Here is a 15,297-nt window from a genome sequence, read left to right as displayed (position 1 = left end):
AATGTACACACCTTGGGTAGGCGCTATTGTTGTTTTAGTGGCCCTTATTTTAACACGCTATAGTGGAATGCTTGATAGAAAAAGGGCAAGTTTAAATTTTAGTTAACGTTTAGAGGAGTAAAGTGGGGTATCCCACTTTACAGATTTTATTTTTCGACATAACAGTGAGCTATCGCCAAATTTATTGGTAAGCTGTACGACAAAATCACCTCTTAGTCAGTTTGAATATGTATCATCAAGCTGTATGTTGAGGTTTATAATCAGGGTAAGTATTCGCAAAATCATACAGTATTTCTTTGTAGTATTGGTCCTTGGTTCCTTATTGATCTGAGCTGCCCCATACTTTTTTCAAATTGCTTAATGAGTGCCGAATCACATTTAAAGGTTTCCTGCATTTTACGCACGCCTCGCACCACTTCATGTTCATTAAAGAAGGCATGCGACATAGCACGGACTTCACAAACTTCCTGACACAAACCAAGTAAATCGCTAGGAATTTTGAAGTGCTCAGTGTAATTACGACCTTCTGCAATGACTCTTGAATTTCCAAAACTATCAACTTCAAGTACCGTGTCAGAACTTCCATGGGCAGTATAAGTTGAAGTTCCAGCCATACACTCTCTATCGTTATTCTGGTAATTGAATAAATATTCTTTTATCGCGGCATTCGACATACTCATATTCATATTCATTTTTCCTCCTGTAGCTTCAACTAGCTCTTTAAGAGGGTTGTTATTCATGAACGTTTGAAGTTTTCCTAAATACTGTGCATCTAATTTACTTATCGTGGCGGTGTCAGTACGTAGCATTGCATCTAAATACTCGCCACCCGGTAAATTACATAGTTCCTTGTTTTCGCAGCGTTTAGTTAATTGGTTTGCATTTATGGTTGTCTGGGGCGCCAATTCGTTAAAAAGCGCTATGGCGACTTTTTCACTTTGTGTTAAATACATCATTCGCATTTTATTTGCAGCGAGGGGAGATTTACGTAAGCACTTTTCAGTGGCGTCATTTTTACCAGCGACCCATTCAATACAAAGGGCTTGATTAGGCTGTGTATTACCCGACTTATCAATTACCTGGTACCGACTAGACTGCCATACAGGATGAGAGTGTTGCTGGCTGGTATTTTTACTGAACTTAAAAGTAGTATTTGTCGCGCCACCTTCAATATCACGCATAATATTGCCGGTTTCGGTATTTTTCATGGTATTTCTGATTAACAACTTTTGTTGCTTGCTGTCCCATATAGTATATCGTGTTCTGTCACTAGGGTTGTAAGCGTTAGTTTTACCATACACTCTAATGGCAACTGATTGGTTAAAGTCAGTGCCGTTGGAAGGTATTTGATCTACGCCACTTGAGTCGACTAAGTAAAAGCGAGTTAAATCCTTAAGTTTTTGTTCTTTATCAATTTGAGAGGGTAAATTGACAACAAGTTGCGATAAATCGACTTTTTTATCACTAATCAAGCCAGTTAACATAAAAGCATTTTTAATAGTTTCACAATCTGTTTTGTCTGGATGCTCATAGATATTGCCATACTTATAGATGTCATATTGTAAATTCTTAATATTGACATTAGATGGCAAAGGCTGACGATATTCCGTTGGCCCTCGTCCACTTCTTCCTCTTTTGGTCCCTACGAGAATATCTTGCTGCGGCGAAGACTCTATATGCAAGAGATCAAAAGGGAATACCTTTTTAATTTGAACTTTGATATCGGCTAACTCACCAAAATACATTGCGCAAGTTGCTGGCACTTTCGTTAAAGTATCGGCCGTCACATTCTGAGGTTTTTGTATAATGGCAAGTTCAACAGCAGTGGGTTTACCGCCTGAATATTCTTTAATCATCTGATTTTGCGCATCACTGGGTTTCACTCTAGTGAGCTCTACAAGTTTAAATCCCATAATAATAGACATATTGCCGGTCATTTTAACGGGAGCAACAAAAGATTTTAAATGGAGAAATTCCCATATCCTTTTGCATTTTTTAGCTTGCGCATGATCCTCATTATTTTTCCTATACCTTCCAACACTTTTTGGAATCATTAACTTAAAAGCTCTATTGCGACTATCAATGTCTTTCTTTTCACCTACTTGTCTTGCCACCCACAAATCGTTTTGGCGTAAAGGAAATGCCACATTAGTATTGCATTGCGGTTGCTTAGCAAACGATATCACGCCCTGCAACACACCTACACTGCGAAAATCTTGAGACCACCTTGTATCGTGCCATAAAGTTAACTCTATCCTACCCAGATTACTTTTAGGAAGTGCCCAATTACCCACTAATTTTTGTGAATGTAGCACTTGTGAGTAAGCTGGTGCTTGAATGCCAACGAGCAACAACAAAGTAAGAATGAAAATAGATTGCGCAGAAGTCCGTCGCGCATTAATAAATAACGATTGGCTACTCAAAATAAATCCTTGTTTAGATGTAGTAACCTGACAGTAGCATAGGCTGTTTATGTATTTCAATTTGACGTAACCTATAATCGTGGTAAATACACGGCAAGATCATTATATTTTGAACACATGAAAAGATGGTTTCATTTAAATTCAATAAGTTAGATTATATGCTGATTTTTAGGGAGCAAAGAGGGGTGTTACTACTAACCTAATAATGACTTGTTGATAGCGCACTAATAATTAAAGAGGCGCTATTGAGCATAAAATTAAAAACTAAATAGCGTTTGTCGAGTATCTATTTATGGCAAAGTTTAACAAAGAACCGAATGCAAACTATGGAGGTTACATTAACTGAATGTCTACTGAGTATTGCTGTCCATTTTCTTTTTTAAATTGAAAGTTTACCATGGTGCCTATAGGTTGAGATATATGTGCTTTTGCTGTGCTTGCCGGACAGCTTGGTATTTCGCAACCATTTATAGCGAGTAATTGGTCTCCCGCTTTCACGCCTTCAGATTCGGCTAATGTACCACTTCTTACCGACTTCACGGTGGCTTGTTTCACCTCAGGGGAGAAAAAGCCTTGAACAACTACATCTAACTTAAAACCAAGATCACGTTTTTCTGCAGCGAAACTCGGATTAATAAATAACATTAAAAACAATACCGATAAATACTTATACATAAAACCTCCAACTATTATCAATTATATATTTGATAATGAATACTGTGTAATTAAAAGTGTGCAAGTGCAGTTCTCAAACTAAAAATTATTTTGTGACTTGTTTAAATCAACATGACTATTCGCGACATTCAACGCACTTTTAATTGAAGCGGTCTCTAATTGTAAGCTGTTTGCTAGAGCAAGTATTTTATGTTTGCTCATAGAGAAACTAGGTTGCTCAGGTAGCGGCAAGCCTAGTCGGTTATTTAATTGTCTTAGGTAAATCCAATGTTGTGGTGCATGGGCTAACTGCTGTTCGATTGATTTAAACAAATGACTTGTTAGGTCGTAGGTGTCTTGTTCAAAATCATCTGTGCTTTTAAACTGAAATGGTTTATGAAGAATGCATTTAACACCACCATTGTTATCAGGTACACAATACGCTTGCATGATCAGAGCATTAGTTTTAAGTGCTAAAAATGCTGTACCTGCCATTGCTGTAGTAAAGTGACCGAAAAAAGGAATTGAAATAGACTGCCCAGACAAGTCAAATACATCAGGCATCATTGTTAATATCTGTTTGTTTTTAAGACATTTTAAAGCCCTGACTAAGCCCCGATTGTCATTGAATATTGGATTGAACTTGTCACCTAAACTACTTAAAACCTCTTTATAAACCGCTGTGGTTGGATTCTTTTCTGGAGGATCGTAAAAGGCATTGACAGTTTTATTTTCACCCATATCAAGCACAGCCTTTAAGCAGCCAATAGCAAAAGGTCCATAATGTGGTGTAACAAAAATAACGGGCCCATCAAAGGTATGCGCCTGATGCCAATATTTAGGTTTGTCTACCCAAACTTTAGCGCTAATGAAGCGCTTTAAATTTTCACGAGTACTAGATAAACAAAAGTTATTTAGTTCATCTACTCGGGCCATTGATTGAAAGTGTTGATATATTTTTAAGTGATTAAACTTAGGATTAATGCGTTGCAAAGATTGCTGTAATTGTTGTCGAGTTTCTTGATCAGTAACAAGCCTTGTAAAAGCATTCAGGTGTTGTGAGAGGCGCTGTGTAATCGGTAACATAATTATGATCTGTTCCTTTGTAGTACGACTGTTTTCTGGTGCTTAATTGCTGCAAATGTAGGTTGTAAATCAGTAGATTCTAACCTAGGCCTTAAATGCCTGAGTAGCGCTTCTAATTGATTAACTTGAGAAATAAACACTTTTTCTAATCGCTCTACTTTATGATTGTTTAGCCTACTCCAGCTATATATGCTGCCATTTGGCGATTGATAACTGAGTGACAAGTCTTTGTACATATCACTTGGGTGTTTTACTAAGACTAAATTTTGTTCCACATTGAGGAAGTATGATGGAAGATTTTTTTTAGCACTAAGTAACCAAGAATATGTCGAGAACATGCAGGCTTGTCCATGAATATACGTTCTATACTCACTGGTTAAGCTTTTCGGGTGAAACTCAGGAACACTGATAAATATTTGTGTTTCAGAAGATAGTACAGGCAAGGGATTTAATGCTTTTTGATGGTTTATTAAAGTAATACGCGATAACGAGATCAGCCTTTTTAAATAAGGTAATACTTCAATCTGATCCATAATCAAGTAAAAATGAAGTGAAGGGTTACAGTACATTTTTGCGATTAGCTCAATTAAGGCACTACCATACGCAGCGTTGATAACACTAGCTTGTTCAAAAGGTATAGGTTTTTTATAATTCGACTGAGAAGTTTTTTCGCTGGTATACATTGAAATATTATTATCAACTTTCTCCATTGCCGCTAAATGATGGGGGCTATTTTTTTCGTTAACTGTTGTGGCATTTGAGGCACAAAAAACTCCTAGCTGTTTATTTTGTTCCGTCAACAATAAAAAATCTTCATTCATATTTAAAAATTTAGATAAGAAAAATTTCATTTATTGCTCGCCTTTACATTGTTATTGACTAATAAGTTTTTAATACGCTTTAAATAAAAAGAAAGTAGTAATGTGAATAGCGCTGCCCACATTAAGGCTTTTAGCAATGAAAGTAAGGTACCTTGCTCTAGCATTAGGTCAATATTGCTAAGTAAACTACTATTGGGCAGAGAAGAGATCACAGCAGCAATTTCTTGCCCCGTTTGCCAAAGCTTACTACCTAGAAAGGTTGCAATATAGGTAAAAAATAACATTGCCATTAAGCTATAAGGTACTAACAAGTATAGCGTTTTGTCATTTTTAAAGTTCAGTGGTGTACCTTTGAAAACTTTATGTTTTATGCGATTTAGCGCTGTGCGCATTTTGTCATGAAGGTTAGTAATACCACTGAGGTCACTGAGCAACCAATAACCATCAAATTTAAAAAAGGGATTGAGGGTATGTAGCATTGTTAGGGTGATTGTCCAAGATAAGACATAAGCAAACTGGCTTTCATAGAAAAAGGCGTAGCAATCAACAACAATCAGCAGTATTAATTGAAAATATATCCCACCTAAATCAACAACAGCACGCTGTTTTTGTGATAATCGCCATGCTTTAGAAACGTCAGCATAAAATACAGGGAACACTATGTATATACCAAAACCTATGCTGCCGTGCGGACAATTGAAGCGTTTACAAGCAGTTATATGGCCAAGTTCGTGAATAAAGTAACTCATTAGCATTGCCAGTAGAAACATGGGGATGGTTGACATCGATATGCCGAGTGTTGCTGCATGGCTAATATTAGCGAAAAGCGAAAAGTGAACACAGATAAAAACAAGGGCGAGGGCTGCACTTAGCCACTTATTAAATAATGGGGTCAATAAAACAGATAAGTAATTTAATATATGCTCAGGTAACAGAGTCATACTAAATATAAAAGGGTTTCGTTGCGGAGGAAGCTCCATATCTGCAAAAAGCTCTTTGGGAATGTGTTGATGAGCCAGCGCGATAATGTCTTCTTCAGTAGCCTTGTAGCGAGTTTTTATAAAATAACTTTCAACCAATGATTGACTCGAATTTTGATAAGTAAGTAAACTCTCAATTAATGATTTTACAGGTGCTGATACCACAAAGTTAAGATGTTCACATTGGATGAGAAATTTATTGTTTTTCTCTTCTGGCGATGAAGTTGTCGTCAAAATAAATTCGCTAATTTCAATGTTTTGATGAAGTTGAATAGGCATATTAAGTTAATCAGTAAGAGACAAAATTGAGAGGGGGCGACCCCTCTCGCTTTAAGTTACCAAGTAACTTTACATTCGCAGCTTCCATCTGTTTCAGCGCCGCCATCATCAACGACTGCTTCCATTTCAAAACGTGCTTCTAAAGCTTCTACAGTATATTCAGTGTTTAGCTCATTTTTATCATTATTCATGTGACTTTCCTTAATTTATAATAATTTTAAGTTCATCGAAACGTCATTGCCTCGACCAAATTATGATTGCATCACGACAGAATAAAAAAAATAGTAAAAACACGCCAAGCCCTTTAAAAAATGAGTCTGGCGATAAATTACAAGTAACAGTCAGAAAAATATTAGCTTTGTTAGGCAGCTATATTATTTAATAGCGCTAAGGATTTTTCGAATGTAAAAAATTACAATCATATTTTTTACATATTTAATTTGAGCTGATGAAATGACCTTACTTTTAGACTTAGGAAATGAAATTCTTTTTCAAAAACTTATATTCTATTCAATTAATGTCTAGGTAATTAAGTGCTTGCTGTGCATATTTATAATGAGGTTTAATTAGGTTCTTGACAGAATTTTATAAGCAGTGAGTTTTAGAGGTAATCTTATTAATATATAAGAGCCGATTTTTTTAAGCAGAAAAAACACCTTGGTAAGTGGTATTACTTGAGCATATTCTTTGTTTTCTTTGGTCGCTTTATTTATCGTAATAACAAGCTATACCTAACGATGATTGCGGTTAAATAAATACGTTGTTGAAAATTTTCTATCAAACTTAATGCGTTTTTATACTTAGCCTTAATGGGACAATAGCGTTTATATTAATGTTGTCGATTTGGGGGGATTTTTATTATTTTTAACTAAGTACTCAGAAGGGGTACACCCGTAGTACTCTTTAAAGCACTTACAAAAATATGATGCCGATGAAAAACCGCTCTCAAATCCAACTCTTTTAATTTGGAGGTTAGCATTCAGTCCAGTAACTGAGTGTTTTAGGCGTGATTTTTTTATTTCTTTACTTGGCGATGATTGATATGTTGCTTTAAATTTTCGTTGTAAACTACGTGGGCTTGAATTCAGCATAAGTGCAAGTTTTTCTGTGTTAAATTGAGGGTCACAGTAATGCTCTGAAATCAAAACCATTGCAGCTTTGGTCAGTATTAAATCCTGTTCACGCTCTCGGGTTAATTTATTACCCGATCTTTTAAAAAAGGTTTCCGTTACTGTATTCTCAAAGCGTTTCAGATTGAAAAAACTAAAAACCATAACTGATACAATACATAACGTAATAGTTAGCATTATACTTTCCATGTCATTTTCCTTATTTGTGCCTAATCTTGTTCCATTTCAGTGTTATTGTCTGCTTGATATTGCAAAATATCGCCAGGACAACAATCGAGTGCTTCGCATATAGCATCTAAGGTGGTAAATCGAATTGCTTTAGCTTTACCACTTTTAAGTACGGATAAATTCTGTATCGTGATATCTATCTGTTTTGATAGATCTTTCAATTTCAACTTTCGTTGAGCTAACATCACATCCAGATTGACAATTATTGCCATTAGATAACTAAACCTTGTTCATCTTTCATGGTACAAGCCTCCTTCATAATTGAAGAGATCACTAAAATTACAGCACCCCAAATTAATTGAGTTAATTCGGCACTACCAAAGTAATAATTTACTTCAAGCTTAGGAAATTCAAATAATAAATTTATAATGAATGAAACTGCAGAAGGCAGGAATATCATAACGATACCGTATGAAAACAAAGTGATTCCTATGAGTTGCAAATATCGACAACTTTGCGCCATAAATATTTCGCCTTTTTCATATAAACAGAATAATTTGAAGAGAAAAAATAAGACGAATAGTTGGGCAATAAAATCAACAGTACCTAAAATCCAGAAACTATTTAGGCCAGAACTTTCAAGTGAACTCGCATAGCTTGACCACTTCTCACTAATGGCTGATAAATTGACATTATTATCACCGAAGCTTTGTTTTGATTGCACTGCATCGGAGTTAAGTCCAACAAAAAATAGAAAAACACTAATATGAATTGCTCCACCAATAAGGATCATCAACTTAGTAATTTTACTAAGTCGTATAATTCTATGTATTGTTTGTGTTTTTTGACTATATTTATCTGACATTCTGATTGCTATAATTTTTTTAGTAATGATAATAATTATAATCAATAAAGATTTTAGGTCAATTTATTTATCGTTTATCGATAAAAAATGCATGATAAACGTTTCTTTATGAAAGGGCATTAGGGGTGGTAAGTTGCTATTTCTAGTATATGATTAGCGCCATCGAAGCTTAGTTACCTGATCTAAAGTAAATAATTATCTAGTTGATCTAGAAGTCTTCGGTTATTGAATATTTAACATTATTCTTCACTTAAAAAACTATTGAGACTATTTTCAAACCAATAATCAAACTCTTGTTGATGGTTTGGAAAATGTTCGAATAGTAGTTCCTCTATCACGCCTTGTGTTAGCGCTGAACAGTGCTCTTTCATTTCGAGTTTTAGTATCTGTTGAACTAATGCTCGGCCTTGAGCATTTGTCATTAAGAAATGAAACAATGCATTGCTGTTTTGGTATAACTCATGATTATTATTGCCATGCCAGTCTAATTCAGAAAATAACAATGTTGATATTTGATGCGGGTAGCGTTGGTGCTTTAACCATGAAAAATTGAATGTTGCTATTGAACCATTGCTGGAAATAGCAGAAAGATACTGCGCCATGCCTTCATTCAGAAATCGTAAAGAATAACCAAAATAGGCATAATTAAAAGCATGAATAGCTTCATGTATAGCGGCATTTATCGCTTGTTTATGGTTTACAAACTCTACAACAGCTAAATTATTATAACTTTGATACATGCCTTGATATCCTCTAGGTGGAGCTCCTAAGGCGTTTAAATAATTTTCAAATTCTGTTCTTGAAGTTAGAAATACAATCTGTAATTTGATTTTTTTATTAAGCCGTATGTCTAGTCGATTTTCAATATGTTGAAAGGCAGCATTAAGCTTTAGGTTTAATTCTTCTAAAAATGGTTCATATCCCTTTCCTAAGTTTGTTTCTAATTGGTAATAATTTTTGCTGACACGATAATCTATCGAACCATCATTTTTGGTATATTTTTGGCGCTGTGTAGTAATGTTAACTAACTCAGGAATTCGGCATCTATTTACGGTTACCTTGTTGGCTTTATGAGGACTAGATGAGGCCGAAAATGATTGGCTGTTTTGATCTGCTGCGATATTTGTTAATGAGTGATCGTTGCTTTCTTTTTTATTAGGCGTGACAGGTGAGCTTAAGTGAGGGCTTGATTGATAAACAGCTGCTAACTTATCAAAAGTAAGCTCAAAATACCCATAGAGCATATGACTGAAGATGAGGATAATAATCACAATAGTGGCTACTACTAAGAGCGCACGTTTTTTATAAGACATTTTCAACCAATAAATTTAATTGTTGCTTATATGAAATATACGGATAACACATATATTTTACGAGCTATTATCTTAATTTAAAATTAATCGAACGTGGTATTTTTATAGGTATATAAATACATCAAAAATTGAGGAGGTATTATGCAGCGCCTTGGCGTAAAATTGATTGCTCTGTTGATAATAATGTTGGTAAATTTTTATTGAACAAGCTAATTCATTTGCACGGCACCATTTGCAAGGTACGTCGTTTTAACTTTAATGAAAATATAGCGTTTTTGTCATTTATTCAAAATAGCTTGATAAAAGGCGTGGTTTTGATCATTAGTAAATCATTAAAACACGCCTATTAAACAAGTTATCGATAAAGGTGTTCTAGAACGTAACTTCAAGTAACTCTACTGAGTCATCAAAAGTCATTGTTTGTAGTTTTCCTTTCCCTTCAATATTGACCGTATTAACTTGGCTGGGCCATATTTCTTGAAGGGCATTGTGACGAATGCTTAGCGATTTCAGGGTCGGTGGCTCAACGGCCTCTTGGTATACCCAAAAGAATTGTCCATCGTTTTCATAGCCAATAGCGGTTAACTCTAAAGCACTACCAGCCGTAGACATTGAAAAGTGCTTGTTTACATAGTTGCTAAACTGCTGTTGTGTTTTTGTTGAGCCGATAATGTCGGCGTCTTTACCAAAAATATACTTAACTGCATGCTCAGCGTCATGAATTCTGAAACGATGCATTATCTCAATATTATGTGTTCTTGGGTTAAATGAAACGCTAGTGATTGCCGACTTTTGCTGATGTGCAAAAGAGTATGGGGCTGCAAAAAGCAGCCCCAATATCAGCATAACAATGAAGGGGGTACTATTCTTCATTGTCACCTTGAGTTTCTTTCTTCAATTCTGTTTTTATATCTTGCATGATATCTCGAGAAACCTTTTTGGTAGATTTCTTCTTCTTATATGCTTCGATACGAGACGGAATAATTTGACGCGGGTAGTGGTTGTTATGCACATCAACATCTGCTGTTTCCCAACGAGGGTCAACCGTTACACTGACTAGCTCTTTTTCTTTGTCAGTAATAATCAACTTACTTACAGCCTTAGGCGTACGACGCCAGATTTCAGCAGGAATGTATTGCGTATCTTTACTGCCATCAGTAAATGTTAGCTCTAAGATAATCGGCATTACTAAACCGCCTTTATTAGAGAAATCTAACACGTAGTAGTTTTTGTCTTCTTTAATCGCGCGATCTAGCGTTTTACGTTCCCAAGGTTCTAGTTTCTTAAGGAATTTTTGATAGCTATTTCGCTCTTTATTTGTCACGGTAAAACGGTCGTTTTCGTCATAAAAATCAGTGATGTCTGAAAAGCGATCAACCCATAACTCTTTACCTTCAGCTTTGTTACGCTCGTCAGTTTTAGACAATGGCTTGTCTAGTTCTTCTTGGCGTTGACGGTCAAAGTCTATGTCGGGGTTTTTGGTATCTAAGCGTAACTTTGATACTTTATCTAAAGAAATATCTACGTGATCTGTGCTGTAAAACCAACCTCTCCAGAACCAATCTAAATCAACACCTGAAGCTTCTTCCATGGTACGGAAAAAGTCTGACGGAGTAGGGCGCTTATACTTCCAGCGAGTTGCATATTCTTTAAAAGCGAAATCAAATAATTCACGGCCTAGAATGGTTTCACGTAGAATATTTAAAGCCGCTGCTGGTTTAGTGTAAGCATTTGGACCAAGTTTTAAAACGCTGTCAGACTGGGTCATAATCGGTACTTGCGTTGAAGACTTCATATAACTCACAATATCGCGTGGTTCAACACCCCATGGAATGGTTGGATCCCATTCGCGACCAGCAACACCATCTAAAAAGCTGTTTAAACCTTCATCCATCCATGCCCATTGTCGCTCATCAGAGTTAACGATCATCGGGAAATAGATATGTCCAATTTCATGAATAACAACACCAATTAAGAAGCGCTTTTCTGCTTGCGTATACGTGCGGCTGCCATCTTTTTGTAATTCTGTACGCGGACCATTGAATGTGATCATTGGGTATTCCATACCGCCTACTGGGCCATTTACTGACTGTGCAACAGGGTATGGGTAATCAAATGAGAAGCGTGAGTAAACTTCTAAGGTATGAATGATTGATTCAGTTGAATATTTCTTCCATAAATCACCACCTTCTTTTGGATAAAACGACATTGCCATTACAGAAGGTTGTTCGTCACCACCTTGTTGATGGCCACGTGCATCCCACATAAATTTACGTGATGAAGCCCAGGCAAAGTCACGTACATTTTTAGCACTAAATTTCCATGTTTTAGTTTTGTTGGTACCAGCTTTTTCGTTTTCTAAGGCTTCTTCTTCAGTAACGATGAAAACAATACGATCTGCTTTTTCAGCTTCTTTCAAACGCTTACGCTGCGTAGATGTTAGTACCTTTTTAGCATTGGTTAGTTCACCTGTAGCGCTAACAATGTGATCAGCAGGAACCGTTAGTTCAACATCATAATTACCAAATTCTAAGGTAAATTCACCACGGCCAATAAACTCTTTGTTAGTCCATGCTTCATAATCAGTGTATGCGTGAAGACGTGGGAACCACTGAGCTAATAAGAAAATGTCGTTACCGCCTTTGCGGGCATCGTCAGGAAAATGTTCGTACCCTGAACGTGCAGAAACAGCATCTTCTTCAACAATATTGAAAGCATAATCAATGCCGAATTTAACTTGAGTTCCTGGCGCTAATTTATTGCGTAAATCAATACGCATATTTGTGCCAACAATGACATGATGTAATTTATTGCCTTTGCTATCAGTAACCGACTGAATGTCATAACCAACAACATTGTCATCCATAAAGTGCTGGCGACGAAGTGCACCTAAGCTTAACTGTGCTGGTTTGCTTGATGTTGCCGCTGCTGTACCAGGGCCTCGGTTGCCAATGCCACCAAAAGTGGTTGTTGTAGCTGAAAGCGAGTCATTGCGGAATTTGTTTTGGTCTAACTGCACCCACAAGTATTTCAAGGTATCAGGAGAGTTGTTGTAATAAGTGATTGACTGAGTAGCTTCAATACGACGCTTTTTCTCGTCTAATTTAGCTTTAATTTTATAGTCTACTTGTTGCTGCCAATATTTGTGGCCTGGTTCTCCGGCCGCATTTCGGTATACGTTAGGTGTTGGTAAGCTTTCATCCAATTGACGAAATTTATCAACAAAATCGCCTTTGGTTTGCTGTATCGCCGCATTTGCCGAAGCAATTGCAGTTAACGATAGCAGTGTTATTTTAATTAATTTAATGAACATGGTGTTCCTTTTATTACACTAATTTATAATTTGGCTTTATTTTTAGCTACGACAGAGCGCATAACGTTAATAGATATTGGTTATATATTTTAAGACTAAAAATATATACACATGCTGTAATGTTACCTTGTAACATTACAGGTGTTCAAGTGGTATTTTAAAGTGCCTGCATTTAGCGCACAAGAGCATATCGTAAAATTTTAGCAACGCCTTACTTTTATTTTGATAATTAGTGGTTATTCACATTCAATTTTTTCGCGCAGGAAAGTAATTTTACGCTCTATCTATCTGATAAAGAATATTTTTTTGATTTTATATAACCATTAATTGATGGAATTACTGCAACAAGCGCAGATGTTACAAGCATTGTTATTATTAACATGAGCGTATTAGGTGTAAATATATTCATACTGATTTGCAGGCTAAAATAAGATGCTAAATAATTTTGCGTTAAAGATAAACTGGCTAGCAGTATGGCTGTGCCTAACGCACAGCTTATCATGGCAATAAATAAAGCTTCGAGTTGAATTAACAAAAACAAAAATAAAGGAGGTGCGCCAATCACACGTAATAGCTGTATTTCTCTTGTTCGCTGTTTAATTGAAGCGAGCAACATGGCACTTACACCCAAGCTAGCTGAAATAAAGACTAAAATAGAAACTAAAAACAGTGTGCTTTCTAAAACCCCCATTATCTGCCAAAGCTCTGACAATGCGATACCGGGTAATATGGCTAATAGGGGCTCTTGTTTATCATTATTAATGTCGCGCTGTATTTTAAATGTCGACATTTTTGAGTTAAGAGCCAACATAAAAGCAGTAATGCTTTTTGGGGTTAAATGAGAGGCTACTTGTGTGGTTAAATCAGCTTCTTTGTGGTGATGATGCATTTGACTGGCATCAATTTGATGAGAATAAGGATTGTTTTTACCAGTATAATGTATTGCTTCTATTCCTTGTAAGCTAACATGTAACGTATGATCTACAGGTGTACCGGTTGGAGCTAAAACCCCTACAACGGTAAATGGTTTCTCAGCATGTAAGCTAAAACTGTTTTTGCCTATACCATGAGCTAATACAAGCTTATCATCTAGCTGGTAACCTAATTTAGCGGCTACTTGATAGCCCAAAACCACATCAAATACATTGCTAAAAGCTTGCCCTTGCTTAAATAATAGCTTGTGTTTTTTGCCGTAGCTAAAGTGTTGAAAATAGGCAGGGGTGGTACCTAGTACTCTAAAGCCCTTGTGAGAATCGCCTAGCGAAATGGGAACCGCCCATTTTACTTGAGGGTTACTCGCCACTTTTTCGAATGACTGCCAGCTTATATTATTGCTTGCACTGCCAATTTTAAACACTGAATACAGTAATAAATTTAAGCTGCTAGTTCGTGCCCCCACTATTATATCAACCCCAGAAACGGTATTAGCAAAGCTCTCTTTTGTTTGATGTCGAATATGCTCAACACCGAGTAAAACAAAAACACTGACGGTCATCGCGATAATTGATAAAACAATGGAGTCTTTGCGATCATGTAGGCTTTTCAGGGCAAGTTTAATTAGCATGTAGATTTCCTGCATGATTAATATCACTTAGTAATTCGATACGGGAAAAATAGTGTGATAATGAGACATCATGACTCACAAATAATAATGTTATTTCATGTTTATCAACAAGTGCCATTAAAAGCTTCATAAAAGCATCGCTATTTTCTTGGTCGAGTGATGAAGTCGGTTCATCGGCAATAATTAATGTCGGTTTATTGATGAGCGCACGTGCAATAGCAATACGCTGTTGCTGACCAATACTTAGTGCACGTACCGGCTTTTTCCAATCTTTTTCTGCTATGTTTAACGTTTGAAGTAATGTTTCAATTTCTGTGGTGATTGTGGATTTTGATATTGATTTTGATTTTGAAAAGTAGTTTGCCAGTTGAATATTATCGATAGCATCAAGATATGGAATTAAATTAAATTGCTGAAAAACATAACCAATGTTGTTTGCTCTAAAAGTATCACGCTGCCGGTTTGTCATTTCATCAATACGTTGGCCAAGCACTTTTACATGACCACTATCAACCGAGAGTAAACCGTTTAAAATGTTTAATAACGTTGACTTACCGCTGCCTGATGAGCCGTGAATAAGCGTATGCTCACCGGCAGATAATGACCAAGATGGTATATCTATCACACGAGAGCTGGATTGTTCAGCGTAGCTAAACTTAAGATTAACGAGATCAATTATCATTGCTGGCTTATAACTCAAC

Annotated in this window: 14 protein-coding genes; all 14 read right to left on the bottom strand. The window is 36.2% G+C overall.

The window, feature by feature from the left end:
• Positions 1-281 precede the first annotated feature (281 nt).
• The 14 genes from AC27H3_RS13830 to AC27H3_RS13765 all read right to left on the bottom strand — a co-directional run bounded on the left by AC27H3_RS13830 (position 282) and on the right by AC27H3_RS13765 (position 15,278).
• A complete protein-coding gene (locus tag AC27H3_RS13830; RefSeq protein ID WP_487107059.1) occupies positions 282-2,423 on the bottom strand; it encodes a hypothetical protein in 2,142 nt (713 codons plus the stop codon).
• Positions 2,424-2,756: 333 nt separating this feature from the next.
• Positions 2,757-3,098: a PDZ domain-containing protein gene (locus AC27H3_RS13825; protein ID WP_487107057.1), complete on the bottom strand. Its 342-nt coding sequence runs from the start codon at positions 3,096-3,098 to the stop codon at positions 2,757-2,759.
• A gap of 78 nt (positions 3,099-3,176) precedes the next feature.
• The gene (locus AC27H3_RS13820; protein ID WP_487107055.1) at positions 3,177-4,163 is read right to left on the bottom strand and encodes a lysophospholipid acyltransferase family protein; all 987 of its coding nucleotides are present in this window, start codon (positions 4,161-4,163) and stop codon (positions 3,177-3,179) included.
• Positions 4,164-4,165: 2 nt separating this feature from the next.
• Positions 4,166-5,014, bottom strand: a complete 849-nt coding sequence (locus AC27H3_RS13815; RefSeq protein ID WP_487107054.1) for a hypothetical protein — start codon at positions 5,012-5,014, stop codon at positions 4,166-4,168.
• Entirely contained in the window at positions 5,011-6,243 is a 1,233-nt protein-coding gene (locus AC27H3_RS13810; RefSeq protein ID WP_487107052.1) for a zinc metalloprotease, read from the bottom strand. The genes AC27H3_RS13815 and AC27H3_RS13810 overlap by 4 nt, the downstream gene beginning before the upstream one ends.
• A 56-nt stretch (positions 6,244-6,299) precedes the next feature.
• Positions 6,300-6,434 carry a hypothetical protein gene (locus AC27H3_RS13805; protein WP_269844052.1) on the bottom strand — a complete coding sequence of 45 codons (135 nt, stop codon included), beginning with the start codon at positions 6,432-6,434 and terminating at the stop codon, positions 6,300-6,302.
• Between the two features lie 633 nt (positions 6,435-7,067).
• Positions 7,068-7,562: a helix-turn-helix domain-containing protein gene (locus tag AC27H3_RS13800; RefSeq protein ID WP_487107050.1), complete on the bottom strand. Its 495-nt coding sequence runs from the start codon at positions 7,560-7,562 to the stop codon at positions 7,068-7,070.
• A gap of 20 nt (positions 7,563-7,582) precedes the next feature.
• Entirely contained in the window at positions 7,583-7,813 is a 231-nt protein-coding gene (locus AC27H3_RS13795) for a helix-turn-helix domain-containing protein (RefSeq protein WP_085305855.1), read from the bottom strand.
• Positions 7,813-8,406, bottom strand: a complete 594-nt coding sequence (locus tag AC27H3_RS13790; RefSeq protein WP_487107049.1) for a DUF2975 domain-containing protein — start codon at positions 8,404-8,406, stop codon at positions 7,813-7,815. The genes AC27H3_RS13795 and AC27H3_RS13790 overlap by 1 nt, the downstream gene beginning before the upstream one ends.
• A gap of 239 nt (positions 8,407-8,645) precedes the next feature.
• On the bottom strand, positions 8,646-9,719 hold the full coding sequence (locus AC27H3_RS13785) for a hypothetical protein (RefSeq protein WP_487107047.1): 1,074 nt from the start codon (positions 9,717-9,719) through the stop codon (positions 8,646-8,648).
• A 372-nt stretch (positions 9,720-10,091) separates the two neighbouring features.
• Positions 10,092-10,592, bottom strand: coding sequence for a DUF6702 family protein (locus AC27H3_RS13780; protein ID WP_487107045.1), 501 nt, complete (start codon positions 10,590-10,592; stop codon positions 10,092-10,094).
• The gene (locus AC27H3_RS13775; RefSeq protein WP_487107043.1) at positions 10,582-13,032 is read right to left on the bottom strand and encodes a M1 family metallopeptidase; all 2,451 of its coding nucleotides are present in this window, start codon (positions 13,030-13,032) and stop codon (positions 10,582-10,584) included. Before AC27H3_RS13775 ends, AC27H3_RS13780 begins: the two co-directional genes overlap by 11 nt.
• Positions 13,033-13,312: 280 nt before the next feature.
• Positions 13,313-14,596, bottom strand: coding sequence for an ABC transporter permease (locus AC27H3_RS13770; protein ID WP_487107042.1), 1,284 nt, complete (start codon positions 14,594-14,596; stop codon positions 13,313-13,315).
• Positions 14,586-15,278, bottom strand: coding sequence for an ABC transporter ATP-binding protein (locus AC27H3_RS13765; RefSeq protein ID WP_487107040.1), 693 nt, complete (start codon positions 15,276-15,278; stop codon positions 14,586-14,588). The genes AC27H3_RS13770 and AC27H3_RS13765 overlap by 11 nt, the downstream gene beginning before the upstream one ends.
• Positions 15,279-15,297 lie beyond the last annotated feature (19 nt).

It is taken from the genome of Colwellia sp. NW0002-52-1 (genome assembly GCF_057550865.1).
Note: the sequence above shows the minus strand (reverse complement) of the source record. Positions and strands in the feature narration are given on the sequence as shown.

Bases quoted from the DNA above. Each gene is read 5' to 3' on its own strand.
- AC27H3_RS13825 (WP_487107057.1), bottom strand. From the start codon at position 3,098: ATGTATAAGTATTTATCGGTATTGTTTTTAATGTTATTTATTAATCCG.
- AC27H3_RS13820 (WP_487107055.1), bottom strand. From the start codon at position 4,163: ATGTTACCGATTACACAGCGCCTCTCACAACACCTGAATGCTTTTACA.
- AC27H3_RS13815 (WP_487107054.1), bottom strand. From the start codon at position 5,014: ATGAAATTTTTCTTATCTAAATTTTTAAATATGAATGAAGATTTTTTA.
- AC27H3_RS13810 (WP_487107052.1), bottom strand. From the start codon at position 6,243: ATGCCTATTCAACTTCATCAAAACATTGAAATTAGCGAATTTATTTTG.
- AC27H3_RS13805 (WP_269844052.1), bottom strand. From the start codon at position 6,434: ATGAATAATGATAAAAATGAGCTAAACACTGAATATACTGTAGAAGCT.
- AC27H3_RS13800 (WP_487107050.1), bottom strand. From the start codon at position 7,562: ATGGAAAGTATAATGCTAACTATTACGTTATGTATTGTATCAGTTATG.
- AC27H3_RS13795 (WP_085305855.1), bottom strand. From the start codon at position 7,813: ATGGCAATAATTGTCAATCTGGATGTGATGTTAGCTCAACGAAAGTTG.
- AC27H3_RS13790 (WP_487107049.1), bottom strand. From the start codon at position 8,406: ATGTCAGATAAATATAGTCAAAAAACACAAACAATACATAGAATTATA.
- AC27H3_RS13785 (WP_487107047.1), bottom strand. From the start codon at position 9,719: ATGTCTTATAAAAAACGTGCGCTCTTAGTAGTAGCCACTATTGTGATT.
- AC27H3_RS13780 (WP_487107045.1), bottom strand. From the start codon at position 10,592: ATGAAGAATAGTACCCCCTTCATTGTTATGCTGATATTGGGGCTGCTT.
- AC27H3_RS13775 (WP_487107043.1), bottom strand. From the start codon at position 13,032: ATGTTCATTAAATTAATTAAAATAACACTGCTATCGTTAACTGCAATT.
- AC27H3_RS13770 (WP_487107042.1), bottom strand. From the start codon at position 14,596: ATGCTAATTAAACTTGCCCTGAAAAGCCTACATGATCGCAAAGACTCC.
- AC27H3_RS13765 (WP_487107040.1), bottom strand. From the start codon at position 15,278: ATGATAATTGATCTCGTTAATCTTAAGTTTAGCTACGCTGAACAATCC.